Annotated in this window: 21 protein-coding genes; 13 read left to right on the top strand and 8 right to left on the bottom strand. The window is 70.4% G+C overall.

The window, feature by feature from the left end; all coding sequences use genetic code 11:
- Positions 1–23: 23 nt before the first annotated feature.
- A complete protein-coding gene (meaB, locus tag ACZ5VQ_RS07165) occupies positions 24–980 on the top strand; it encodes a methylmalonyl Co-A mutase-associated GTPase MeaB (RefSeq protein ID WP_469104012.1) in 957 nt (318 codons plus the stop codon).
- Between the two features lie 523 nt (positions 981–1,503).
- Positions 1,504–2,784, top strand: coding sequence for an MFS transporter (locus ACZ5VQ_RS07170; protein ID WP_469104013.1), 1,281 nt, complete (start codon positions 1,504–1,506; stop codon positions 2,782–2,784).
- Between the two features lie 61 nt (positions 2,785–2,845).
- Here ACZ5VQ_RS07170 and ACZ5VQ_RS07175 read toward each other — a convergent pair whose 3' ends face one another.
- Complete coding sequence (locus tag ACZ5VQ_RS07175) at positions 2,846–3,574, bottom strand: PepSY domain-containing protein (RefSeq protein ID WP_469104014.1); 729 nt, start codon at positions 3,572–3,574, stop codon at positions 2,846–2,848.
- 173 nt (positions 3,575–3,747) lie between these two features.
- Between ACZ5VQ_RS07175 and ACZ5VQ_RS07180 the strand changes: the two genes are divergently transcribed.
- A complete protein-coding gene (locus ACZ5VQ_RS07180; protein ID WP_469104015.1) occupies positions 3,748–4,470 on the top strand; it encodes a response regulator transcription factor in 723 nt (240 codons plus the stop codon).
- On the top strand, positions 4,467–5,936 hold the full coding sequence (locus tag ACZ5VQ_RS07185) for a HAMP domain-containing sensor histidine kinase (protein ID WP_469104016.1): 1,470 nt from the start codon (positions 4,467–4,469) through the stop codon (positions 5,934–5,936). Before ACZ5VQ_RS07180 ends, ACZ5VQ_RS07185 begins: the two co-directional genes overlap by 4 nt.
- A 56-nt stretch (positions 5,937–5,992) precedes the next feature.
- Here ACZ5VQ_RS07185 and ACZ5VQ_RS07190 read toward each other — a convergent pair whose 3' ends face one another.
- The 4 genes from ACZ5VQ_RS07190 to ACZ5VQ_RS07205 all read right to left on the bottom strand — a co-directional run bounded on the left by ACZ5VQ_RS07190 (position 5,993) and on the right by ACZ5VQ_RS07205 (position 8,640).
- Positions 5,993–6,469: a MarR family winged helix-turn-helix transcriptional regulator gene (locus tag ACZ5VQ_RS07190; protein ID WP_469104017.1), complete on the bottom strand. Its 477-nt coding sequence runs from the start codon at positions 6,467–6,469 to the stop codon at positions 5,993–5,995.
- Between the two features lie 92 nt (positions 6,470–6,561).
- Complete coding sequence (locus ACZ5VQ_RS07195) at positions 6,562–7,359, bottom strand: AIM24 family protein (protein WP_189845558.1); 798 nt, start codon at positions 7,357–7,359, stop codon at positions 6,562–6,564.
- The gene (locus ACZ5VQ_RS07200; protein ID WP_469104018.1) at positions 7,356–8,006 is read right to left on the bottom strand and encodes an AIM24 family protein; all 651 of its coding nucleotides are present in this window, start codon (positions 8,004–8,006) and stop codon (positions 7,356–7,358) included. The genes ACZ5VQ_RS07195 and ACZ5VQ_RS07200 overlap by 4 nt, the downstream gene beginning before the upstream one ends.
- Before the next feature lies 1 nt (position 8,007).
- Positions 8,008–8,640 (bottom strand): AIM24 family protein, encoded by a 633-nt coding sequence (locus ACZ5VQ_RS07205; protein WP_469104083.1) that lies wholly within the window; start codon positions 8,638–8,640, stop codon positions 8,008–8,010.
- Positions 8,641–8,879: 239 nt separating this feature from the next.
- Here ACZ5VQ_RS07205 and ACZ5VQ_RS07210 point away from each other — a divergent pair, with 239 nt between their 5' ends.
- From ACZ5VQ_RS07210 to glxA, 4 genes are all read left to right on the top strand, one after another.
- Positions 8,880–9,224 carry a DUF3817 domain-containing protein gene (locus tag ACZ5VQ_RS07210; RefSeq protein ID WP_469104019.1) on the top strand — a complete coding sequence of 115 codons (345 nt, stop codon included), beginning with the start codon at positions 8,880–8,882 and terminating at the stop codon, positions 9,222–9,224.
- The gene (locus tag ACZ5VQ_RS07215; RefSeq protein WP_362086565.1) at positions 9,221–9,514 is read left to right on the top strand and encodes an MTH1187 family thiamine-binding protein; all 294 of its coding nucleotides are present in this window, start codon (positions 9,221–9,223) and stop codon (positions 9,512–9,514) included. The genes ACZ5VQ_RS07210 and ACZ5VQ_RS07215 overlap by 4 nt, the downstream gene beginning before the upstream one ends.
- A gap of 238 nt (positions 9,515–9,752) precedes the next feature.
- Positions 9,753–11,576 carry a glycosyltransferase family 2 protein gene (locus ACZ5VQ_RS07220; protein WP_469104020.1) on the top strand — a complete coding sequence of 608 codons (1,824 nt, stop codon included), beginning with the start codon at positions 9,753–9,755 and terminating at the stop codon, positions 11,574–11,576.
- A 3-nt stretch (positions 11,577–11,579) separates the two neighbouring features.
- Entirely contained in the window at positions 11,580–13,535 is a 1,956-nt protein-coding gene (gene glxA, locus ACZ5VQ_RS07225) for a radical copper oxidase GlxA (protein WP_469104021.1), read from the top strand.
- Positions 13,536–13,561: 26 nt separating this feature from the next.
- Here glxA and ACZ5VQ_RS07230 read toward each other — a convergent pair whose 3' ends face one another.
- Positions 13,562–14,575, bottom strand: coding sequence for a glycoside hydrolase family 6 protein (locus ACZ5VQ_RS07230; protein ID WP_469104022.1), 1,014 nt, complete (start codon positions 14,573–14,575; stop codon positions 13,562–13,564).
- 132 nt (positions 14,576–14,707) lie between these two features.
- On the bottom strand, positions 14,708–15,691 hold the full coding sequence (locus ACZ5VQ_RS07235) for an ArsR/SmtB family transcription factor (RefSeq protein ID WP_469104023.1): 984 nt from the start codon (positions 15,689–15,691) through the stop codon (positions 14,708–14,710).
- Between the two features lie 87 nt (positions 15,692–15,778).
- On the opposite strand from ACZ5VQ_RS07235, the gene ACZ5VQ_RS07240 reads away from it, so the two are divergent.
- The 4 genes from ACZ5VQ_RS07240 to ACZ5VQ_RS07255 all read left to right on the top strand — a co-directional run bounded on the left by ACZ5VQ_RS07240 (position 15,779) and on the right by ACZ5VQ_RS07255 (position 19,913).
- Positions 15,779–17,116: an MFS transporter gene (locus ACZ5VQ_RS07240; RefSeq protein ID WP_469104024.1), complete on the top strand. Its 1,338-nt coding sequence runs from the start codon at positions 15,779–15,781 to the stop codon at positions 17,114–17,116.
- 10 nt (positions 17,117–17,126) lie between these two features.
- Positions 17,127–17,633: a MarR family winged helix-turn-helix transcriptional regulator gene (locus ACZ5VQ_RS07245; protein WP_200395803.1), complete on the top strand. Its 507-nt coding sequence runs from the start codon at positions 17,127–17,129 to the stop codon at positions 17,631–17,633.
- Positions 17,634–17,766: 133 nt separating this feature from the next.
- Positions 17,767–18,105 carry a DUF3817 domain-containing protein gene (locus ACZ5VQ_RS07250; RefSeq protein WP_189845567.1) on the top strand — a complete coding sequence of 113 codons (339 nt, stop codon included), beginning with the start codon at positions 17,767–17,769 and terminating at the stop codon, positions 18,103–18,105.
- A 107-nt stretch (positions 18,106–18,212) separates the two neighbouring features.
- On the top strand, positions 18,213–19,913 hold the full coding sequence (locus ACZ5VQ_RS07255) for an acyl-CoA mutase large subunit family protein (protein WP_469104025.1): 1,701 nt from the start codon (positions 18,213–18,215) through the stop codon (positions 19,911–19,913).
- 200 nt (positions 19,914–20,113) lie between these two features.
- Here ACZ5VQ_RS07255 and ACZ5VQ_RS07260 read toward each other — a convergent pair whose 3' ends face one another.
- Positions 20,114–20,743 carry a TetR/AcrR family transcriptional regulator gene (locus ACZ5VQ_RS07260; RefSeq protein ID WP_469104026.1) on the bottom strand — a complete coding sequence of 210 codons (630 nt, stop codon included), beginning with the start codon at positions 20,741–20,743 and terminating at the stop codon, positions 20,114–20,116.
- 258 nt (positions 20,744–21,001) lie between these two features.
- On the opposite strand from ACZ5VQ_RS07260, the gene ACZ5VQ_RS07265 reads away from it, so the two are divergent.
- Entirely contained in the window at positions 21,002–21,991 is a 990-nt protein-coding gene (locus tag ACZ5VQ_RS07265) for a tetratricopeptide repeat protein (RefSeq protein ID WP_469104027.1), read from the top strand.
- Positions 21,992–22,304: the final 313 nt, after the last annotated feature.

Raw genomic sequence — 22,304 nt, forward strand, 5'->3', positions numbered from 1 at the left:
CTCGTTTCGTGAACGGAGCTGTGATGCAGGACGTCGCCTCGCTGGTGACCCAGGCCAGGGAAGGCCGGCCACGGGCCGTGGCCCGGCTGATCTCCCTGGTGGAGGGGGCGTCCCCGCAGCTCCGCGAGGTCATGGCCGCACTGGCGCCGCTCGCGGGCAACGCGTACGTCGTGGGGCTCACGGGCTCGCCCGGTGTCGGCAAGTCGACGTGCACGTCGGCGCTCGTGACGGCCTACCGGCGACTGGGCAGGCGGGTCGGGGTGCTGGCCGTGGACCCGTCGTCGCCCTTCTCGGGCGGCGCGCTCCTGGGGGACCGGGTGCGGATGTCGGACCACGCGTCCGACCCCGGTGTCTACATCCGCTCCATGGCGACGCGGGGGCACCTCGGCGGGCTCGCCTGGGCCGCCCCGCAGGCGATCCGGGTGCTGGACGCGGCGGGGTGCGACGTGGTCCTCGTGGAGACCGTGGGGGTCGGCCAGTCCGAGGTCGAGATCGCCTCGCAGGCCGACACGAGTGTGGTGCTGCTGGCTCCCGGCATGGGCGACGGCATCCAGGCCGCCAAGGCGGGGATCCTGGAGATCGGTGACGTGTACGTCGTCAACAAGGCCGACCGGGACGGGGCGGACGCCACCGCCCGTGAGCTGAACCACATGCTGGGGCTCGGGGAGTCCCGGGGGCCCGGGGACTGGCGGCCGCCGATCGTGAAGACGGTCGCGGCGCGGGAGGAAGGGATCGACGAGGTCGTCGAGGCGCTTGAGAAGCACCGGGCGTGGATGGAGGAGCGGGGGGTGCTCGTGGAGCGGCGTCTCGCTCGGGCCTCTCGCGAGGTCGAGACGATCGCCGTCACGGCTCTGCGTGAACGGATCGCCGACCTCCACGGTGACCGGCGCCTCAGCGCCCTCGCCGAACGCATCGTCGCGGGCGACCTGGACCCCTACCGGGCGGCGGACTCCCTGGTGGAGGGCCTGACAGAGTCCTGACAGAGGCCTGACCCCGGGCTTTTCCCCGCCCCCGCCGCCCCTACCCGTCCCATCCCTGGGGGCTCCGCCCCCAGACCCCCGCATCGCGCTGCCGCGCTCGTCCTCAAACGCCGGACGGGCTAAGAGATGGGTGGGTGGGGGATCGGCCTGAACGGCCTCGTCCTCAAACGCCGGACGGGCTGAAGGTGTCGGCCCGGGCCGCGAAATCTTCAGCCCCTCCGGCGTTTGAGGAGCGGGGGTTCGGGGGCGGAGCCCCCGAGTCAGGGACGGGAATGGGTAGGGGCGGCGGGGGCGAGAAAAGGCCTGTTGGTGGCCGAGGGGCGCTGGTAGCTTCATGTGCGTGTTCCTCCTCTTGGCATAGGGCCCGTCCCGGCCCGCGATCGGCAGCGCGGTAGGCGCCGTCGTCGCGGAGCACAGGCGTCCCCGTCGCCCGGGCGCCCGCCACAGGCGGCGCCCTCTTTCTGAGGAACCCTTCGCATTGTCTGCGTCTTCAACGCGGCCTTCGTATGCCGCGGTACTGCGCATGCCCCACGCCACCCGAACCTTCACTGCCGCCCTGCTGGGCAGGCTGTCGTACGGCATGGTCTCGCTGGCGGTGCTGCTCGCGGTGAGCCGCGCCACCGGCTCGTACGCCGTCGCAGGAACCGTCATGGCGCTCTTCGGCGCCGCGAGCGTGTTTCTGTCACCCCTGAGGGCGGCCCTCGTCGACCGCCACGGCCCGCACCGCGCACTGCTGCCGATGGCCGCGCTGTACGCGGGCCTGCTCGGCACACTCGCCGCGGCGACCTGGCGCCCCGGCGTACCCGCAGCCGTACTCGGATCGGTCGCCGTCGCGGCGGGCGCCTGCACCCCGCCCCTCGGCCCCACCATGCGGGCCGTATGGGGCGAACTCGTCACCGACCGGCGGCTGTTGCAGCGCGCGTACAGCCTGGACGGGGTCGCCGAGGAACTACTGTTCGTCTCGGGGCCGCTGCTGGTGGGAGTGGTCGTGCAGTTCGCGCCCCCTGCCGCCGGGGTCGCCGTCAGCGGCCTGCTGGTGGGTATCGGCACCCTGGCGTTCGTCACCTCACCCGTGGTGAGGAGCAGCGACGTACAAGCCTCACGCGTACGGGCGCGGACGCAGATGCGGAATCGGATGCGGATGCGGATGCGGATGCGCATCGGGGGCGGGCTCGTCCAGCCCGTCGTCGTGGCCGCGGGCGTCGGGCTCTCGCTCGGCGCCGTCGACCTGCTGGTGCTGGCCTTCGCCGAGCAGCAGGGCCACGGGGACGACGCCGTGGCGTGGATCTTCGCCGCGCTGTCGGCCGGGAGCGCCGTGGGCGGGCTGCTGTACGGCGCGGTCGAATGGCGCGCCGGAGCCCGGACGCGACTGCCGGCGCTGACGGCGGGCGTCGGCCTCACCCTGGCCGTCGCCGGGCTCGCCCCGGGCCTCGTCACGCTCACCGCCGCCGTCGTGTGTGCCGGGTTCTTCGTCGCCCCGGCCCTGACCACCGCGTATCTGGTGGCCGACGAGTCCGCCGCGCCGGGAGCCCGGGTCCAGGCCGGTGCCTGGGTCAACACCGCGGTGAACGCGGGTATCTCGACGGGCGCGGCGGCCGCGGGACTGCTGGTGGGCCGCCTGCCCGTGGGAGCGGGGTTCGCCCTGGCCGGAGGGGCGGCACTGCTCGCGGCCGCCGCCGTCGGAGTGGGGACCCGCTACCCCCGCGTCGCACTGGAGCAGGAGCAGGAGCAGGGGCAAGAGCGGGAGCGGGAGCAGGGGCAGGAGCGGGAGCAGGAAGCCGGCGCGGCGGAACAAGCCCGCTGACGCCGGTAAGGGCACCCGTTGCCGGGTGCCCTTACCTGTGGTCCCTGAGGAGGAGAAAACGTCAGTCGTTCGAGCGGTCCGCCGTGATCTTGCCGGAGTCGGGGTCGACCCTCCAGTCGCTCCCGGTGCCGTTCGCGGCGGTGGTGTCGACCTCCCAGGCCTTGTCCGTGCTCTCCTCGTCGAGGTCGACGGAGGTCACCGTGCCCTTGGCGGCGCCGGCCTCCGCGGCCTCGGCGGCGGTGACGGAGCTGCCCTTCAGGACGGCACGGATCTGCGCGGTCTCGGCGGCGTCGTCACCGTCGTCGTCCCGGTCGACGTGGGAGCCGAGGACCTTGCCGGTGGCGGGGTCGACCTGGACGCTGTGCCAGGCGCCGCCGTTGGTGAGGATGTCCACGTCCCACACGTGCTTCGTGCCCTCGTCGTCCAGGTCGGCCGAGACGGCCGTGCCGTCCGTGTTCTTCAGCGCCGCCTTGATCGCGTCGGCGGCATCGACCCGCGCGACCTTGGCGTCGGCGGCGTTCTCGGCCTTGTCCTCGGCGTCCTCGCCGTTGTCCTTCGCGGCCTTGTCCTCGGCCGCGTCGGTCTTGTCGTCCGCCCTGTCGTCCGCGTCGTTGTCGTCCGTGTCGTTCACATTGGCGTCGTCGTCACGGCCGGTGTCGTCGTTCGACACCTGCACGTCGGACTTCTTCGTCGGCGCCTCTTCGTCACCCGAGACCGCGAGGGCGGTCGCGGTGCCGCCGCCGATCAGGGCTGCGGTCGCGATGGTGGCGATGACGATGTTGCGCTTCATGGGGTTCCTCCAGAATGCGACTGGTTGCAACCAGTAACGGATGGTGTCGCCGGTTGCAGCTGGCTTGTCCGCCTCGTCTGCTGTTCGACAGGAACCAATGTGGGCGACCGACGCTGAAGCCGACCTGAAGCCTCCTGAAGCTGTCTTCAGGTTCGGTTTGCCAAGCTGGACGCATGCACCCGCCCGTCTCCCACCACCGCCCTACCCGAGACGCTTCGCGTCGCCCCTTTCGATTCTTGATCGTGGAGGACGAAAAGCGGCTCGCCCTGTCGCTCGCCAAGGGCCTGACGGCCGAGGGATACGCCGTGGACGTGGTCCACGACGGCCTGGAGGGGCTGCACATGGCCGGCGAGGGCTCGTACGACCTCGTCATCCTCGACATCATGCTGCCCGGCATGAACGGCTACCGCGTGTGCGGCGCCCTGCGCGCCGCGGGACACGACGTGCCGATCCTGATGCTCACCGCCAAGGACGGCGAGTACGACGAGGCCGAGGGCCTGGACACGGGCGCCGACGACTATCTGACCAAGCCGTTCTCGTACGTCGTCCTCGTCGCCCGGGTGAAGGCGCTCCTGCGGCGGCGCGGCCCGTCGGGCGGGGCCTCGCCCGTGTACGAGATCGGGCACCTGAAGGTCGACACCGCGGCCCGGCGCGTGTTCCTCGCGGACGACGAGATCACCCTGACCACCAAGGAGTTCTCCGTCCTCGAGCAGCTCGTCGTGCGGGCCGGGGAGGTCGTGTCGAAGGCCGACATCCTGGAGCACGTCTGGGACTTCGCGTACGAGGGCGACCCGAACATCGTCGAGGTCTACATCAGCACCCTGCGCCGCAAGCTCGGCCCGGAGCTGATCAGGACCGTACGCGGGGCCGGATACAGACTGGAGGCACGGGCATGAGGCGGCGCATGAGATCGGTACGGGCCCGCGCCACGCTCGCCGCGACCCTCGTCGTCGCCGTGGCCCTGGTCGCCGCGGGCGCCGCCGTGCTGCTCGCGCTGCGGGGCAGCCTCATCGGCCAGGCGGACGCCGAGGCCGACTCGGTGGCCCGCAACGCCGCCTCGGCACTGTCGAACGGGCTCGCGTACAACGATCTCGACCTGCCGGACGGCGACGAGAACCCCGTCGAGGTCCTGGACCGGAAGGGGAAGGCCGTCGCCTCCGGCGAGGACGTCGAGGGCATGAGCGTGACAGCCAGGGCCTCGGACCGGCTGAACTCCGTCGCCAATGACGACGCCGGCGACACGGACGAGGGAGTCGCCGACGAGGAGGACGCTCTCGGCCCCGGCGACATCGCCGACGAGACCTGGTACGGCGAGGGCACCGCGACCGTCGAGGGGGAGACGGACGACTACCGGTTCGCCGGGGTCGACGTGGTCACGAAGGGAGGTGTCCCGCTCACCGTCTACGCGGGCGCCCCGCTCTCCGCCGAACAGGGCGCCGTCGGCACGGCGTTGACGGCCATGCTGATCGGCCTGCCCCTGCTGCTGGTGACGGTCAGCGGGGTGACGTACGTCGTCACCAGGCGGGCCCTGCGTCCCGTGGAGGGGATCCGGGCCGAGATGGCCGCCATCACGGCCTCCGAGGACCTCTCGCGGCGCGTCCCCGAGCCCGCCACCCACGACGAGGTCGCCCGCCTCGCCCGTACGACGAACGAGACGCTCGCCGCCCTGGAGGCCTCGGTGGAGCGGCAGCGCGCGTTCGTCGCCGACGCCTCGCACGAGCTGCGCAGCCCCATCGCCTCTCTGCGCACCCAGCTCGAAGTGGGCGCCGCGCACCCGGAGTTGCTGGACGTGGACGGGGCCGTCGAGGACACCGTACGGCTGCAGCGGCTGGCCGCCGACCTGTTGCTGCTCGCCCGGCTGGACGCGGGGGAGCGGTCGCCGGACGCGCGTCTGGACCTGGCTGCGTTCGTCCGCGAGGAGGCGGGCCAGCGGGTCGGGGACCGGGTCCAGGTGTCCGTGGACGCGGACGACGCGGACGACGTGGAGGTGAGCGGATCCCGCGGTCAGCTGACGCGGGTGCTCGGCAATCTGCTGGACAACGCGCAGCGGCACACGCGCACCTCGGTCGCCCTGACCGTGCGGCGCTCGGGGCAGTGGGCGGTCGTCGGGGTCGCCGACGACGGCGCGGGCGTGCCCGCCGCCGAGCGCGAGCGGGTCTTCGAGCGGTTCGTACGGCTCGACGAGGCCCGTACGCGCGACGACGGCGGAGCCGGTCTCGGCCTCGCCATCGCCCGCGATGTCGCCGTCCGGCACGGTGGATCACTCACCGTCCGGGACGCGCCGACAGGCGGAGCCCTGTTCGAACTCCGCCTGCCCTTGGCACAGTCGGCCCGACCGGACCGGTCGACTCAGCCGGTCTAGCCGGTCGGTCTGGTCGGTCCGGTCGGTCAGGTCGGTCAGGTCGGTCCGGTCGTACGTCAGGAACGTCCCCGCTGGCCCCGCAGGTGCTCAGCGATCGGGGTCAGGGACTTGTGGAGCTCTTCCAGGGCCTCCGGCGAGAGGAGGTCGATGAAGTGCCGCCGCACGGACGCCACATGATGGGGCGCGACCTTCCTCATCGTCTCCAGGCCGTGGTCCGTGAGCACGGCGTACAGCCCACGGCGGTCGGACTCGCAGTTCTCGCGCCTGACCAGGTCCGCGTTCTCCATGCGGGTGATCTGGTGGGAGAGGCGGCTCTTGGACTGGAGGGTGGCGGACGCGAGGTCGCTCATCCGCATCCGTACGCCCTCCGACTCGGAGAGGTTCACCAGGATCTCGTAGTCGTTCATCGTCAGGCCGAACGGTTGGAGGTCTTTTTCGAGCTGATACGTCAACAGCCTGTTGACCTCCAGGTGGGTGCGCCAGGCGCACTGCTCCGCATCGGTCAGCCAGCGAGTGGCCGTCTCGGTCTCCATGTATGAATTCTACCTAAGATGTTGAAAAGCGAACTAGTGAGGGTGGCGTGACGGCGCGCACACGTTCGACGTCACACTCCGCAGACTACCGCTCACAGCCCGAAGCGACGCTGGAGGTCTCCCAGCTGTCCGGGAAGGCGCGGTGCGCCGGCTTGCTGTCCCTGGTGGCCGGGTGCCCCGCCGCCACCCGGCACTCCGGGCTCGTGCGGGACCGCGCCCGCGGCCTGCTCCGCCATCAGGGCCTCGCTGGACTGGAGCAGCACCGTGCCGGCGCCCACGAACTCGAACTGGTGCTCCTCCCCGGAGGCCCCGCCCAGGCCCGTCAGTGCACGTAGACCGCCCATCAGGCCTGTCATGTACCCATGGTCGTAGTGGTGGCACGGCGAGGGGCAGTCGGCCCAGCCGACCAGGGCCTGCGGGTCGACCCGGATCGGGGGTTCCATGAACACCACGGGACCGTTCGACGCGGCCACGAACTTGCCCGTCCCGATCAGCGTGAGGAAGCCCGGCACGATCGACTGCTTGAGCGCGAGACTTGGCTGAAAAGCGAGGAGATTGCCCGAGCGAATGGTCAGATTGCCCTCCTCCAGATCGAAGGAGTTCACGTCGAAGGCCCGGTCGGCGAGGAGCATCTTGCCCGAGCCGGAGGCCACGACCCAGTCGCTCGCGTGCAACGGCGAATGAAAACTCGTCCGCACCAGCCGGTCCAGCCGACCGTGCCCGATGCCGTTGAACTCCATCGAGCCGTAGTAGGCGATCATCTTGCCCTTCTGCAGGAACCACTCGCTCCCCTTGAGCTCCACGCAGAAGGTGTACGCGTTCACGTTGTCGTCGACCGGCAGGGTCGACGGGTCGTGGATCACGGGGCCCGTGCCCGGGTAGGTGGTCACAGCTTCTCCTCCGACGCCTGCACGTACACCGCACCACTCCCGCTGAGCTCCAGCTGGAACGCCTCGCCCGAGCCGCGGCCCACCAGATCGCGCAGACCGAGCGCGCTGGACAGCTTGTTGCGTACGTCCCCGTGGTGGGCGACGTACGCCTGCGGGTCGACATGCACCGGGCGCTGCGGGCTGATCGGCACCTCGATGACCCCGCCGTGCGCCATGACGGCGACGCTGCCGTGCCCCTTGAGGGTCGTGGTGAACAGCCCCTGCCCCGTCACCTGGCCGCGCACCATGCCCATGACCCCGCCCTGCGAGCCCATGAACATCGTGCCCTGCTCCAGGGTGCCGTCGAAGGCGAGCAGCCGGTCCGCCTCCACGTACAGGGTCTCGCCGGTGAGGCCGATCACCTGGATGTGGTGGCCGCCGTGCCCGAACAGGACCGTGCCGGAGCCCTCGACGGTCATCAGCGGAGTCGCCTCGTCGGCCACCCGCCGCCCGATCATCGACATGAGGCCGCCCTGGCCGCCCTGCATGTTGGGGGTGAAGGACACCTCGCCCTTGTAGGCGAGCATCGCGCCGCGCTGGCTGAACAGCCGCTGCCCCGGCATGACCGTGGCCTCGATCATCTTCGAGTTGATCTCACGGAAGGGCATGTCACACATCTCCCGCGATCGAGTTGCGCTCACTGGGCTGTACGTACACGACGCCGTCGCCCTCGAAGCGGATCTGGAAGGCCTCGCCGCCGCCCTCGCCCATGAACGTGCGGAACGTCACACCGGACTGGAAGGACTGCCGCAGATTGCCCTGATGGGCGATGTACGCCCCCGGGTCGACGGTCAGCGGATACTGCGAGCTCACCCGCAGCACCACGGCAGGACCGTCGGACATGATCGCCGCCTGGCCGTGCCCCTCGACGGTCGTCGTGAACAGTCCGTTGCCCTGTGAGGCGCCCCTGAGCCCCGTGAAGGACGTGCCCGTACGCAGGCCGGAGTCGGTCGCGAGCAGATTGCTCGACTCGACGAAGAGTTTGTCGCCCTGGAGGTTCACGAGGTTGATCTCGCCGGCCCGGTCGGCGAACCAGCAGGTCCCCTGCCCCTTCACCTCCATGAGGGTCATCTGCTCACCGGTGATCCGGCGCGTCACCATGCCGCGGATCCCCTCGCCGCCGCCGCTGAGCTTCTTGAAGGCCATCTGACCGTCGTACGCCACCATCGAGCCGTTCTTCGCCTTCACGGCGTCGCCGGTCATGTCGACGGCCAGCACCTTGCTGCCTTGCAGTCGGAACATCGCCACGATGACGACGGTAACCGTCGGGCCTGGTCGCCGAACAGATCCTTCGGGATGATGCGTCCCTGAAAAGACCCCGGGGTTCGGTCGGCCGGGTTCCGTGGGTCCGGACCCCGAGGCCGGACGGCAGGGGTCAGGATGCTTCAATGGGAAAGCTTGTGCGTGCGTTCACAAAGCTTCGGCGCCGCACCGGCACCCCTTCCGAATCCACCCCAGACTCCTCCCACCGAAGGTGACTCGTGGACATCAAGACCGCCTCCGCCCTCCGTCGTCTCCGTCTGGTCTCGGCCCCCGAGGCCGTTTCCTTCCTCCTGCTGCTGGTCTGCTCGGTGCTGAAGCGGACGACGGACTTCAACGTGGTGCCCGTGATGGGCATGGTCCACGGCGTCCTCTTCATCCTGTACCTGATCTTCTGGGCCGACGCCTGGAACCGCGCCAAGTGGGACCTGAAGACCGCGGCCCTCTACTTCGTCCTCTCCGTGCTGCCGACCGGAGGCTTCTTCGCCGAGCGCAAGCTCAAGCGTGAGGCGGAGAGCGCGCTCATCGCGTCCCGCGCCCGCAACGAGGGGATCGTCAACGCATGATCGTCGCCTTCTCCGTGACGCCGCTGGGTGTCGGCGAGGACGTGGGCGAGTACGTCGCCGACGCCGTGCGGGTCGTGCGGGAGTCGGGGCTGCCGAACCGCACCGATGCGATGTTCACCTCCATTGAAGGTGACTGGGACGAAGTGATGGCCGTCGTGAAGCGTGCCGTCGCCGTGGTGGAGGAGCGGGCTCCGCGGGTCTCGCTCGTCCTCAAGGCGGACATCCGGCCCGGGGTCACCGACGGCCTGACGTCCAAGGTCGACACGGTGGAGCGACACCTCTCGGCGTAACCGCGGTGCCGCTGCCGCGGTGGATGTGCGGTGGATGCGGGTGAGTGGCGGCTGAGGTCGCGCAGTTCCCCGCGCCCCTGGGTGGGTTGGGGGCGCGTGAATTGCCCGGCCGGCCCCACCCGCCCGCAGGTGAACCGACGAAGCCCTCTACCCCCCCAACTGGACCCTCTCCGTTCGACACGCCGACCAAAAGCCACTTTTGTGTGGGTATCGGCTCGTTCGATCACTGGAGGGCGCTGTGCGGCCGGAGGGCTACGACTACGACACCCACAGCCAACTGGCCGGACCGCTCACGGAGCCGTCCGGCACCGCGTACCGGGTGCAGTACACAAAGCTCCTGTCGCGCGAGCCACACCGAATACGAGCCGTCCTGCTCATGACGCTCGCCCCGCTGCTCACGGGACTGCTCCTCGTCTACCTGGTCTGGCCGACGCACTGGGTCGCCAGAGAAGGCGGCACCCGCTGGCTCGTCGGCCTCGACATCGCGATGCTCATATCCATCGGCCTGATCGAGCTGTTCATGGTCGTCAACGTGGTCTCCATCGCCCACGCGACCATGGTCGCCAGGGACCCGGTCCCCGTGACCCCCGAGCCCGGAACCCGGGTCGCCTTCCTCACCACGTACGTCCCGGGCAAAGAACCCCTCTCCATGGTCCGCGCCACCCTCGAAGGCGCCGTCCGCGTCACCCACCCCGGCCCCCACGGCGTCGATGTGTGGCTCCTCGACGAGGGTGACGACGAACAGGCAAAGGCCCTCTGCGCCGAACTGGGCGTGCGCCACTTCACCCGCCACGGCGTCCCCGAGTGGAACAGGGCCAAGGGCGTCCACAAGGCCCGTACCAAGCACGGCAACTACAACGCGTGGATCGCGATGCACGGCGGCGAGTACGACTTCTTCGCCTCCGTCGACACCGACCACGTCCCGCTCCCCGAGTTCCTGGAGCGGATGATGGGCTACTTCCGAGACCCGGACGTCGCGTTCGTCGTGGGCCCGCAGGTGTACGGCAACTACACCACTCCGGTCACCAAGGCGGCCGAGTCCCAGCAGTTCCTGTTCCACGCGTTGATCCAGCGCGCCGGCAACCGCTACCGCGCCCCCATGTTCGTCGGCACCAACAACGTCGTACGGATGGCGGCCGTCCGGCAGGTCGGCGGGCTGTACGACTCCATCACCGAGGACATGGCCACCGGGTTCGAACTGCACCGGCACAAGAACCCGAGGACCGGCCACCACTGGCAGTCCGTCTACACACCCGACGTACTGGCCGTGGGCGAGGGCCCCGAGTCCTGGACCGACTTCTTCACCCAGCAGATGCGCTGGTCGCGCGGCACGTACGAGACGCTGTTCAAGCAGTACTGGAAGGCACCCTTCACGATGCCGCCCGGCCGGCTGTTCTCGTACACGCTGATGCTCGTCTACTACCCGATGACGGCCGTCAACTGGCTGCTGGGCATCCTCAGTTGCGTCCTGTTCCTGTGGTTCGGCGCGTCCGGCACCCAGGTCGCCGCCTCCATGTGGCTGATGCTCTACAGCGACGCCGCGGCCCTACAGATCGGCCTCTACCTCTGGAACCGGCGGCACAACGTCTCCCCGCACGAACCGGAGGGTTCGGGCGGCCTCGCCGGCATGGCGATGTCGGCCCTCTCCGCGCCGATCTACCTCAGGTCGCTCGGCGCGGCCGTGGTCCGCCGACCCAGCCGTTTCGTGGTCACCCCGAAGGGCGGCGGCGCCAGCCCCGACCGGGTGATGACCTTCCGGATCCACCTGTTCTGGTCGGCCGTCCTGACGGCCTCGCTGGTGGCGTCGTTCGTCCTCGGGCACACCCACGCGGCCATGCGCACCTGGGCCGTCCTCGCCCTGGCCATCTCCCTCGCCCCGGTCGGCGTGTGGCTCGGCACCCTGTTCCAGGAACGCCGGGCCCGGCAGCGCGTCGCCCCCGCCGTCGCCCGGGTCACGGAAGGAGAGCAGGCACCCGCGCCGGCCTTCAGCGCCGGCGGCACGCTTCCCAGTGGCTCGATCCCCAGCGGGACGGTCTCCAGCGGTACGACAGGAGGTAACTAGGCCATGGCCTACCGCCCTTCGAAGAAGGCCCAGAAGAGGCTGCTCGGCATAGGCGGCGTCGCCCTGCTCGCCGGACTCAACGCCCCGGCCGCGATCGGCTTCGCCTCGGAGCAGTACCACGAGTACAAGATCGCCCAGCCCGGCTACAAGGCGAAGTACGGCTCCTGGAAGCACCTGGACATTCCCAGGGAGTTCCGCACCAACGCCATCCACGCGGCGCTCCTGCACACCGGAAAGGTGCTGATCGTCGCGGGCTCCGGCAACGAGCAGAAGAAGTTCGACAAGGGCTCCTTCGACACCGTCCTGTGGGACCCGAGGACCGACACCTTCAAGAAGATCCCCACCCCGGACGACTTCTTCTGCGCCGGGCACGCCCAACTCCCCAGCGGCAGAATGCTGGTGGCCGGCGGCACGGCCCGCTACGAGCTGCTGGACGGCGAGGTCGACCGGGCCGGCGGCGGTATGCGCGTGAAGAACGAGAACCCGGACAGGCCGGTCGTCCTCAAGAAGGGCACCCGGTTCCGCTCGCCGACCGGGGTGGAGTACGTCAGCAGGTTCGACGTCACCGTCCCCAAGGCCAAGCGCACGCAGGAGATCACGTACAACAGGGCCGGTGTGATGCAGCCCTGGAAGACAAAAGTCGCCGCGAGCGAGGCCCGGGTCTTCGTCGAGGCCGCCGAGCTGGGGCAGCGGTCGGTCACGGGCAAGCAGGCCCAGTACGAGATCGTCGGCTTGAAGGGGAAGGAGGCGGCCAACACGTACGGCCTCTCCGAGAAGATCACCATGGACAAGCAGGACTTCCAGGGGATCAAGGCCGCGTACGAGTTCGACCCGACGGCGGAGAAGTACGTGCCCGTCGCGCCGATGGAGAAGGCCCGCTGGTATCCGACGCTGGTCGGTCTGGAGGACGGGCGGGTGCTCGCTGTCTCCGGGCTCGACGACGTCGGGGTGATCGACCCGGGCGACAACGAGATCTACGACCCGAAGACCAAGAAGTGGACCCCGGGGCCCAAGCACTACTTCCCGACCTATCCCGCCCTCTTCCTCACCAAGGGCGGCAAGCTCTTCTACCCGGCCTCGAACGCCGGCTACGGGCCCGCCACCATGGGGCGCGAACCCGGCCTGTGGGATCTGAAGACCAACAAGTTCGAGAAGGTGCCGGGGCTGAGCGACCTCGACCAGACGGAGACGTCGGCGTCCCTGCTGCTGCCTCCGGCCCAGGACCAGAAGGTGATGATCCTCGGCGGCGGAGGCGTCGGCGAGTCCAAGAAGGCGACCTCGCGCACGGCGGTCATCGACCTCAAGAAGGACAACCCCGTCTTCGAGGACGGCCCCGACCTGCCGCAGGGCACCCGCTACCTGAACAGCGTGATCATGCCGGACGACTCGGTGTTCACGTCCAACGGCTCCTCGGACTACCGCGGGCGCAGCGCCAGCAACATCCTCAAGGCGCAGTTCTACGACCCGAAGTCCAACTCCTTCCGTTCGGCCGCCTCGCCCAGGGTCGGCCGCAACTACCACTCGGAGGCGCTGCTGCTGCCCGACGGGCGGGTCGCCACTTTCGGCTCCGACCCGCTCTTCGACGACCAGCAGAACACCAAGCTCGGCCACTTCGAGCAGCGCATGGAGATCTACACCCCGCCCGCCCTGCACAAGAACGCCAAGAGCCGTCCCGTGCTGGGCGACGGTCCGCAGGAGGTCGACGGCGAGGGCCGCGCGACCTTCGCCACCCGGCATCCGGACCGGATCGTGAGCGCCCGTCTGATGCGGCCCAGCGCGGTCACCCACACCACGGACGTCGAGCAGCGGTCCATCGCGCTCGGGGTCACGAAGACGAAGGACTCGGTCACCGTGGACGTACCGAAGGACCGGACGCTGGTGCCGCCCGGCTGGTACATGCTGTTCGTGACGGACACGGACGGGACGCCGTCCGAGGCGAAGTGGGTCCAGGTCAGGTGAAGCGGCCCGGCGGGTGAAGTCGCCTGCTATGCCTCGGAGTTGCGCGCCAGACCCAGCGCGTAGTCCGCCCACCACTGGCCCGCCGACGGGCCCCCGCGGCACTGTCCGTCCGACTCCCCGGGCCGCTTGATCCACAGGTAGGCGTCCACGAGGGGGTCGCCGGTGTCCTTGGTGGGCGGGGTGCCCAGCGCTCGGCCCGGTGGGTTGCACCAGGCCTGGGACGGGTCGCCGTCCAGCGGACCGTTGCCGTTGCGGCTGGTGTCCACGACGAAGTGCTTGCCGCCGAGGTCCTGCGAGAGCCGGCGGCCGTACTCCTTCGTCGTCTCGTCCGTCTGGAAGTTGGAGACGTTCAGGGCGAACCCGTCGGCGTTCGCGACGCCCGCGCGTTTGAGAGGCTCGACCAGCTTCCACGACTCCCGGATCCAGGCCGGATTGCCCGCGTCGAGGTACACCTTCGTCCGCGGCTGCCGCTTCAGCCGCACGATCGCCTCGGTGAGCATCTGCTCGCGCTCGGCGTGGTACTCGCCCGGGGTACAGCCGTCCACGATGTGCGCGACCGCGTCGGGCTCCAGCACGACCAGGGCGTCGCTGTCGCCGATGGCCCGCGCGAACCGGTCGATCCAGTCCCGGTAGGCGTCCGCGCCGTACGCCCCGCCCGCCGAGTGCTGTCCGCAGTCGCGGTGCGGGATGTCGTACGCGACGAAGACCGCGGTACGCCCCTCCCGGGCCGCCGCCGCGGTCGCCTCCCTGATCTTCGGCTCCGGGCGCTCGGCGGAGGGCCAGATCGCGGCGGGCCGGTCCGCGATGAGCTTCAGCAGCCGGGCGTCGCGCTCGCGCCCCTGCTGCTCCCACCGCTGTACCTGCTGGGCCGCGGGGCTCGCCGGGTCGACCCAGAACGGGGAACCGGCGGCGGGGCTCGCCTGCGGGGACGTCTCACGGGCGGCGGTGGTCGTGTCGGCCTCGGGTGCGGACGAGCAGCCCGCCGCGAGTCCGAGCACGGCGAGCGCCGCGAGGGTACGGGTACGGGTCTGCCGGAACATCCTGCCCCCTTGGGCGAAGGTGACGGTCAGTGACGATGTCCGACTATCGTGACATAACGGACTTGACCGGCAGGGGTGCGACACCGTGGGCAGCCGCCTCCTGTCGCGCTCCTGCGGGCTCCTGTCGGGGCGTCAGGCGCCGCCCGACGCCAGCGCGATGCCCAGCGGCGTCCTCTCGTACAGCACCTGGTGTCCGTACCGGCGCGAGACGAGCAGGCCCGCGTCGCGCAGCGCCGACAGATGCGCCGACACCGACGAGGGCGCGAGGCCGAGGCGGTGCGCGAGGCCCGTCGTGGTGGCGGGGTCGTCGAGCGCGGTCAGGACGGCGGCCCGGCCGCGGCCGAGGATCGCTGCGAGCGCCTCGGGCGTGCGGTCGGACGGCTCGGCCCACAGGCCCGCGATACCGCGCGCCGGGTAGACCAGCGTCGGCTGCCAGGGTGGTTCGAAGCCGCTCACCACATCCGGCCAGGAGAAGACGCTGGGCATCAACACCAGGCCCTGGCCGCCCAGTTCGCGGACGTGCTCGCCCTTCACATCGATCGTGAGCCTGCCCGCGTCCCAGGCGAACCGCCGGTCCAGCTCGGACAGCAGCCCGCCGAGGCCCACCTCGGCCAGGCGCCGCGAGTGGAATACCACGTCAGCCTCCAGGAGGGCGCGCAGCCTCGGCCAGTCGGGCTCGACGAGCGCGCGCCAGGCCGCCGCCAGCAGGTCGGTCAGCTCCTGGATCATGCGGACCGGGTCGGCCAGCAGGGCCTGCCCGCGCGGGGATTCGAGTGCGCCCGGGGTGTCCGCGAGCGCCAGTGCGGTGTCCTCGCGGGCCGCCTCGGGATCGGCACCGCGAACCGCCGCGATCTCCTCGTCGAACGTGGCCGAGGGGCCGAGCGGGGGAGGCCCCAGCCAGTCCGGGGTGTGCCCGCGCTGGGGCATCAGCAGCCACAGGGGCGTCAGGTCGAGCTCCGCGGCCGCCGAACGCGTACGACGGAGCCAGTGCGCGTGATACCCGTGCCGCTCGGGGCGGTTGAGGGTACGGACCGCCTCCTGGGTCTCCCACAGCGGGGACACGGCGAAGCGGCACCTGAGGAGGTCGTCCTCGCCGAAGCGCAGATGGAACGGCACGGGCTCTCCCGCCGCGGTCGGTCGCGAAGATTCGGCTGACACCGAAACTCTACGGCGGGCGGCCCGTGCGCGGGCACGCTGCGGGACATGCCGGAAGAGAACAGGGGCACGACGACGCTGCCCGCACCCGAGAAGACCGGTTACGGTCCCGTCTTCGCCGTACGCGAGTTCCGTGCCGTGTTCCTCGCACACGCCCTCTCGCTGCTCGGCGTCGTCGTCAGCGAGATCGCGCTGACCGTGCTCGTGTACGGGCTGACGGGGTCGCCGCTGCTCAGCGCGCTGGTGTTCGCGCTGGGCTTCCTCCCCTATCTCGTGGGCGGCACGCTGCTGTCCGGAGTGGCCGACCGGTTCCCGCCGCGACGGGTGCTCGTCGTCTGCGACCTGGTGTGCGCCGGGTGCGCGGCGCTGATGGCCCTGCCGTCCACACCCGTCGCCGCGCTGCTCGTGCTGCGGTGCGTCATCGCGGCCGTGTCACCGGTGTTCAGCGGGACACGGATGGCCACGCTGACCGACATCCTCGGGGACGGCGACCTGTTCGTGCTTGGCCGGTCCCTGCTGCGGATCGTGTCGCAGAGTGCCGTGCTCGTGGGCTTCGGCCTCGGCGGCGTCCTGCTCACCGTCGTCTCCCCGCGCGGGGCACTGGCCGTCACGCTGGGCACCTTTCTCGCCTCGGCGCTGCTCCTGCGGCTGGGCACGCGGCGCCGGCCGGCCCGGGCCGGAGGCGGGGCGTTGGTGCGGTACTCGCTCTCCGGTGCCCGGCAGGTCCTGGGCGACCGCCGGATCCGGGCGCTGCTGCTGCTCCTGTGGGTGCCGCCGATGTTCGTCGTGGCGCCGGAGGCGCTGGCCGCCGCGTACGCGGACGAGATCGGGGTCGGCACGGCCTGGATCGGGCTGCTGATGTGCGCGATGCCGGTCGGGACGATCGCGGGGGAGCTGTACGCCGGCGCCGCCCTGTCTCCCGCGGCCCGCTCCCGGATCGTGCTGCCCCTGGCGGGCGGCGGACTGCTGCCGCTCCTCCTCTACCCCTTCCACCCGGGCCTCGGCTGGATCCTCCTCGTGCTGGTGCTCGCCGGGTCGGCGGGCGCGTACACCCTGGGGCTCGACCGCTGGTTCGTGGACGCCGTGCCCGAGGAACTGCGCGGCCGGGCCATGACCGTGCACACCGCCGGGCTGATGACGATCCAGGGCGTGGGCATGGCGCTCGCCGGTGCGGCCGCCGAGTTCTGGGCGGTCAGCACGGTCGTGGGCGGCGTCGGCGTGGTGGGGACCGTGTGCTGCGTGCTCCTGGCGGTGGAGGTACGGCGTACGGGAAGGGTCCGGGAGGACGAGGGGACGGCGCTGGTGAAGGGGTGGGGAGAGAAGGTGGAAAAGGGGGCGGATATCGATACGCGAGACGGGGCTGACCACGATATGACCGGCCGGTAGGGTCTTTGCCGTGCCGAAGCCGCTCAGTCTTGCCTTCGATCCCATCGCCCGTGCCGACGAGCACTGGAAGCAACGCTGGGGATCCGTGCCGTCCATGGGCGCGATCACCTCCATCATGCGCGCGCACCAGATCCTCCTCGCCGAGGTCGACGCGGTCGTCAAGCCGTACGAGCTGACGTTCGCGCGCTACGAGGCCCTGGTGCTGCTCACCTTCTCCAAGGCCGGCGAACTGCCGATGTCCAAGATCGGCGAACGGCTGATGGTGCACCCGACGTCGGTGACCAACACCGTGGACCGGCTCGCCCGGTCCGGTCTCGTCGACAAACGCCCCAACCCCAACGACGGCCGCGGCACCCTCGCCTCCATCACCGACAAGGGCCGCGAGGTCTGCGACGCCGCCACCCGCGACCTGATGGCGATGGAGTTCGGCCTCGGCGTGTACGACGCCGAGGAGTGCCGGGAGATCTTCGCGATGCTGCGGCCGCTGAGAGTGGCGGCGCACGACTTCGACGAGTAGCTCCGCCGGGTGCGGTTCGTCGACTGCGGGTCGGCGGGGGCCGGCCGCTCCCCTTGCGGGGCCCGTTGCCGGGCCCCGACGACGGGCGGGGGTGGCGGAAGATCGTGCGGAACCGGTCGTTACGCTCGTAGCCATGAAAAAGAGCGTGCTGACCCGCTACCGCGTCATGGCCTACGTCACCGGTGTCCTGCTGGTCCTGTTGGTCCTCGGGATGATCGGCAAGTACGTGCTCGACCTGGACGGCGCCGCGGACTTCACGCGTGTCGTCAGCGTCGCGCACGGCTGGCTGTACGTCGTCTACCTGGTCTTCGCCTTCGACCTGGGCTCCAAGGCCAAGTGGCCGGTCCCGAAGCTGCTGTGGGTGCTGCTCGCGGGCACCGTCCCCACGGCCGCCTTCTTCGTGGAGCGCAAGGTCAGCCGCGAGCTGGAGTCCAAGGTCACGGAGGACGCGGGCGCGGTCGCCAAGGCGTGACGCGGTCCTGGGCGTAGCCGCCTCCCGCCCCGCCCCCACCGCCGCAGGTGCGATCTGTGGCGGTTTGCCGTCGACGTTTACTAGGGCGTCCCAGTAATTTTGATGGTATGGACGCTGACGCCATCGAGGAGGGCCGCCGTCGCTGGCAGGCCCGGTACGACGCCTCGCACAAGCGGGAGGGCGACTTCACCACGCTCTCCGGTGACGCGGTGGAGCCCGTGTACGGGCCTCGGCCCGGGGACGAGTACGACGGGTTCGAGCGGATCGGCTGGCCCGGGGAGTACCCCTTCACGCGGGGCCTCTACTCGACCGGCTACCGAGGGCGGACGTGGACCATCCGGCAGTTCGCCGGGTTCGGGAACGCCGAGCAGACCAACGAGCGGTACAGGAAGATCCTCGCCGACGGCGGGGGCGGGCTCTCCGTGGCCTTCGACATGCCCACGCTCATGGGGCGCGACTCCGACGATCCGCGCTCGCTCGGCGAGGTCGGCCACTGCGGGGTCGCGATCGACTCCGCGGCCGACATGGAGGTCCTGTTCAGGGACATCCCGCTGGGCGACGTGACGACGTCGATGACGATCAGCGGACCTGCCGCCCCGGTCTTCTGCATGTACCTGGTGGCCGCCGAGCGGCAGGGCGTGAACCCGGGAGTGCTCAACGGCACGCTCCAGACCGACATCTTCAAGGAGTACATCGCGCAGAAGGAGTGGCTCTTCCCGCCCGAGCCGCATCTGCGCCTCATCGGCGACCTGATGGAGTACTGCGCCTCGTCGATCCCCGCGTACAAGCCGCTGTCCGTCTCCGGCTACCACATCCGCGAGGCCGGCTCCACGGCCGCGCAGGAGCTGGCGTACACGCTGGCGGACGGGTTCGGGTACGTGGAACTGGGGCTTTCGCGCGGGCTCGACGTCGACGTCTTCGCGCCGGGGCTGTCCTTCTTCTTCGACGCGCACGTCGACTTCTTCGAGGAGATCGCCAAGTTCCGGGCCGCGCGGCGGATCTGGGCGCGGTGGATGCGGGACGTGTACGGGGCGCGGTCCGAGAAGGCGCAGTGGCTGCGCTTCCACACGCAGACGGCGGGCGTCTCGCTCACCGCGCAGCAGCCGTACAACAACGTCGTGCGTACGGCCGTGGAGGCGCTGGCGGCGGTGCTGGGCGGCACCAACTCCCTCCACACGAACGCGCTCGACGAGACGCTCGCCCTGCCGTCCGAGCAGGCCGCGGAGATCGCCCTGCGTACGCAGCAGGTGTTGATGGAGGAGACCGGTGTCGCGGGCGTCGCGGATCCGCTGGGCGGTTCCTGGTACGTCGAGCAGCTGACGGACCGGATCGAGGCGGACGCGGAGCGGATCTTCGAGCAGATCAAGGAGCGGGGGGTGCGGGCGCATCCCGACGGGGTCCATCCGATCGGGCCCGTCACGTCCGGGATTCTGCGGGGGATCGAGGACGGGTGGTTCACCGGGGAGATCGCGGAGTCGGCGTTCCGGTACCAGCAGGGTGTGGAGAAGGGGGAGAAGCGGGTCGTGGGTGTCAACGTCCACCATGGCTCTGTCACTGGGGACTTGGAGATCCTGCGGGTCGGGCACGAGGTGGAGAGGGAGCAGGTGCGGGTGCTTGCGGGGCGGCGGGCTTCTCGCTCCGAGGCGGCTGTGGACGCCGCCCTCGGTGCGATGCTCGCCGCCGCGCGGGACGGGGCGAACATGATCGGGCCGATGCTCGACGCGGTGCGGGCCGAGGCGACCCTCGGCGAAATCTGCGACGCCCTCCGGGCCGAGTGGGGCGAGTACACGGAACCGGCGGGGTTCTAGCCGTCTTCCTCGCCCCCGCCGCCCCTACCCGTCCCGTCCCTGGGGGCTCCGCCCCCAGACCCCCGTATCGCGCTGACGCGCTCGCCTCAAACGCCGGACGGGCTGAATTTCAGCCTCTCCGGCGTTTGAGGAGCGGGGGTTCGGGGGCAGCGCCCCCGAAAGGGACGGGAATGGGTAGGGGCGGCGGGGGCGAGAAAAGGTCAACCCTCGGTGGTGGCCGCGCCGGACAAGCCCAGTAGGAGGACTTGGGTGAAGTCGTGGACCCAGGTCGGGTCGACGGGTTCGGCGCTGACGAGGGTGCGATGGACCACCGCACCGGCGACCATGTCGAAGATGAGATCGACCGTGCGGGCGGCAGCCGAGGGGTCGGACTCCGGAGGGAGTTCGCCACGGACCTGGGCCCGCCTGCGCCCTTCCAGAACGAGCCGCTTCTGACGGTCGACGACAGACGCCCGGATCCGCTCCCGCAGCGCGTCGTCCCGCGTCGACTCGGCGAGCACCGCCATGAGCCCGCTCTTCGCCTCGGGCCGGGCGAGGATCGCCGCGAACTGGAGCACCACACCCTCGATGTCCGCCGCGAGACTCCCCCGGTCGGGCAGCTCCAACTCGTCGAAGAGCGCCGCCACCGCGTCGACCACGAGCTCGTTCTTGCCCGCCCACCGCCGGTAGAGGGTCGTCTTCGCGACCCCGGCGCGGGTCGCCACGTCCCCCAGCGTCAGCTTGGACCAGCCCAGTTCGACGAGAGCCGCACGCGTCGCCGCCAGGATCGCGGCGTCCGCGGTGGCGCTGCGGGGACGCCCGGTGCGGGGGGCGGAGGTGCGGCTCTGCATGCCGGTGACCATATCCGGGGACTGCTGAGTAAGGGGATTCCGTGGAGCCGTGAGGGAGATCACCGAAGTGGGCTTCCCGCGATCCCCCGGGGCCAGTTACGCTACGACCCGTAGCGAAAGCGCGTACGTGAGCGACAACCGTGCGGCGCCAGGTGGGGACCCGGCGCCACGACCGACGTTGACCAGTACTGGACCACGTAATCGACCAGCTTTCACAACGCTTTTCACAGAGGCGCGCGGAGGGGGGAGGATAGACGCATGCAGCCACGGAACATGTCCATGAGCGGAGTCGTCGACCTCGCCGCGGTGAAGGCGGCCCAAGAGGCCAAGGCGAAGGCGGAGCAGGCGCGTGCGGAAGCGGCGCGGCAGGGCGGCGGAGCCGTCTCCGCGGTGTCGCCCTCGAGTCTCGTCATCGACGTCGACGAGGCGGGTTTTGAGCGGGACGTCCTGCAGCGCTCCACCGAGGTGCCGGTCGTCATCGACTTCTGGGCCGAGTGGTGCGAGCCGTGCAAGCAGCTCAGCCCGCTCCTGGAGCGGCTCACCGCCGAGTACAACGGCCGGTTCGTCCTCGCCAAGATCGACGTCGACGCGAATCAGATGTTGATGCAGCAGTTCGGGATCCAGGGGATCCCGGCGGTGTTCGCGGTGGTGGCCGGGCAGGCCCTGCCGCTCTTCCAGGGCGCCGCACCCGAGGCCCAGATCCGGGGCACCCTCGACCAGCTCGTGCAGGTCGCCGAGGAGCGCTTCGGTCTGACGGGCCTGACCGTCGACGCGGACGGCGAGCAGGGTGGGCAGGGCGCGCAGCCAGCGGAGCCCCAGGTCCCGGCCGGTCCGTACGACGCGCTGCTCGAAGCCGCCGTACAGGCCCTGGACGCGGGCGACTTCGGCGGCGCGGTGCAGGCGTACAAGAACGTACTGAGTGACGACCCGGGCAACACGGAGGCCAAGCTCGGCCTGGCCCAGGCCGAGTTGCTCCAGCGGGTGCAGGGCGCCGACCCGCAGCAGGTGCGCAAGGAAGCCGCCGACAACCCCGGTGACGTACGGGCGCAGATCGCCGCCGCCGACCTGGACCTGGTGGGCGGCCATGTCGAGGACGCCTTCGGGCGGCTCGTCGACGCGGTGGCGCGTACAGCGGGTGACGACCGGGACGCGGCGCGCGTACGGCTTCTTGAGCTCTTCGAGGTGGTGGGCGCCGACGACCCGCGTGTCGCCGCGGCGCGCCGGGCGCTGGCCCGGGCCCTGTTCTGACCAGTCGCTAAACGTCGGGACCCGTGGTGCCCGAGTGAAGGATTTGGCGACAGAGCGACACTGCGGCCGCGTTTTACCAAAACTTGGTAAACGCGGCCGCTGTTACTGCGAGTAAGTCAGAGGCGGTGATCTGTCGGATTCCGTCCAAAGTTCGATCACTTTGTCACCGCCCTTGGTGCCACCCAGAGTTGTCGGCCGATACCGACGGGTCGTTGTTCGGTTATCCGGCCGTTACTAGCCAGTAACGAACCCCCTTGTGCGGGCGGCGAGAATGCACCACGATCGGCGACGCTCGGTCCATTCCCCTTCTCCG

It is taken from the genome of Streptomyces sp. NPDC033178, from assembly GCF_055577685.1.

Coding starts and splice junctions, on each gene's coding strand:
- ACZ5VQ_RS07215 (WP_362086565.1), top strand. CDS start 9,221: ATGATCGTCGCCTTCTCCGTGACGCCGCTGGGTGTCGGCGAGGACGTG.
- meaB (WP_469104012.1), top strand. CDS start 24: ATGCAGGACGTCGCCTCGCTGGTGACCCAGGCCAGGGAAGGCCGGCCA.
- ACZ5VQ_RS07190 (WP_469104017.1), bottom strand. CDS start 6,469: ATGGAGACCGAGACGGCCACTCGCTGGCTGACCGATGCGGAGCAGTGC.
- ACZ5VQ_RS07175 (WP_469104014.1), bottom strand. CDS start 3,574: ATGAAGCGCAACATCGTCATCGCCACCATCGCGACCGCAGCCCTGATC.
- ACZ5VQ_RS07170 (WP_469104013.1), top strand. CDS start 1,504: ATGCCCCACGCCACCCGAACCTTCACTGCCGCCCTGCTGGGCAGGCTG.
- ACZ5VQ_RS07230 (WP_469104022.1), bottom strand. CDS start 14,575: ATGTTCCGGCAGACCCGTACCCGTACCCTCGCGGCGCTCGCCGTGCTC.
- ACZ5VQ_RS07255 (WP_469104025.1), top strand. CDS start 18,213: ATGGACGCTGACGCCATCGAGGAGGGCCGCCGTCGCTGGCAGGCCCGG.
- ACZ5VQ_RS07185 (WP_469104016.1), top strand. CDS start 4,467: ATGAGGCGGCGCATGAGATCGGTACGGGCCCGCGCCACGCTCGCCGCG.
- ACZ5VQ_RS07250 (WP_189845567.1), top strand. CDS start 17,767: ATGAAAAAGAGCGTGCTGACCCGCTACCGCGTCATGGCCTACGTCACC.
- ACZ5VQ_RS07260 (WP_469104026.1), bottom strand. CDS start 20,743: ATGCAGAGCCGCACCTCCGCCCCCCGCACCGGGCGTCCCCGCAGCGCC.
- ACZ5VQ_RS07265 (WP_469104027.1), top strand. CDS start 21,002: ATGCAGCCACGGAACATGTCCATGAGCGGAGTCGTCGACCTCGCCGCG.
- ACZ5VQ_RS07205 (WP_469104083.1), bottom strand. CDS start 8,640: ATGTTCCGACTGCAAGGCAGCAAGGTGCTGGCCGTCGACATGACCGGC.
- ACZ5VQ_RS07200 (WP_469104018.1), bottom strand. CDS start 8,006: ATGCCCTTCCGTGAGATCAACTCGAAGATGATCGAGGCCACGGTCATG.
- ACZ5VQ_RS07240 (WP_469104024.1), top strand. CDS start 15,779: ATGCCGGAAGAGAACAGGGGCACGACGACGCTGCCCGCACCCGAGAAG.
- ACZ5VQ_RS07180 (WP_469104015.1), top strand. CDS start 3,748: ATGCACCCGCCCGTCTCCCACCACCGCCCTACCCGAGACGCTTCGCGT.
- glxA (WP_469104021.1), top strand. CDS start 11,580: ATGGCCTACCGCCCTTCGAAGAAGGCCCAGAAGAGGCTGCTCGGCATA.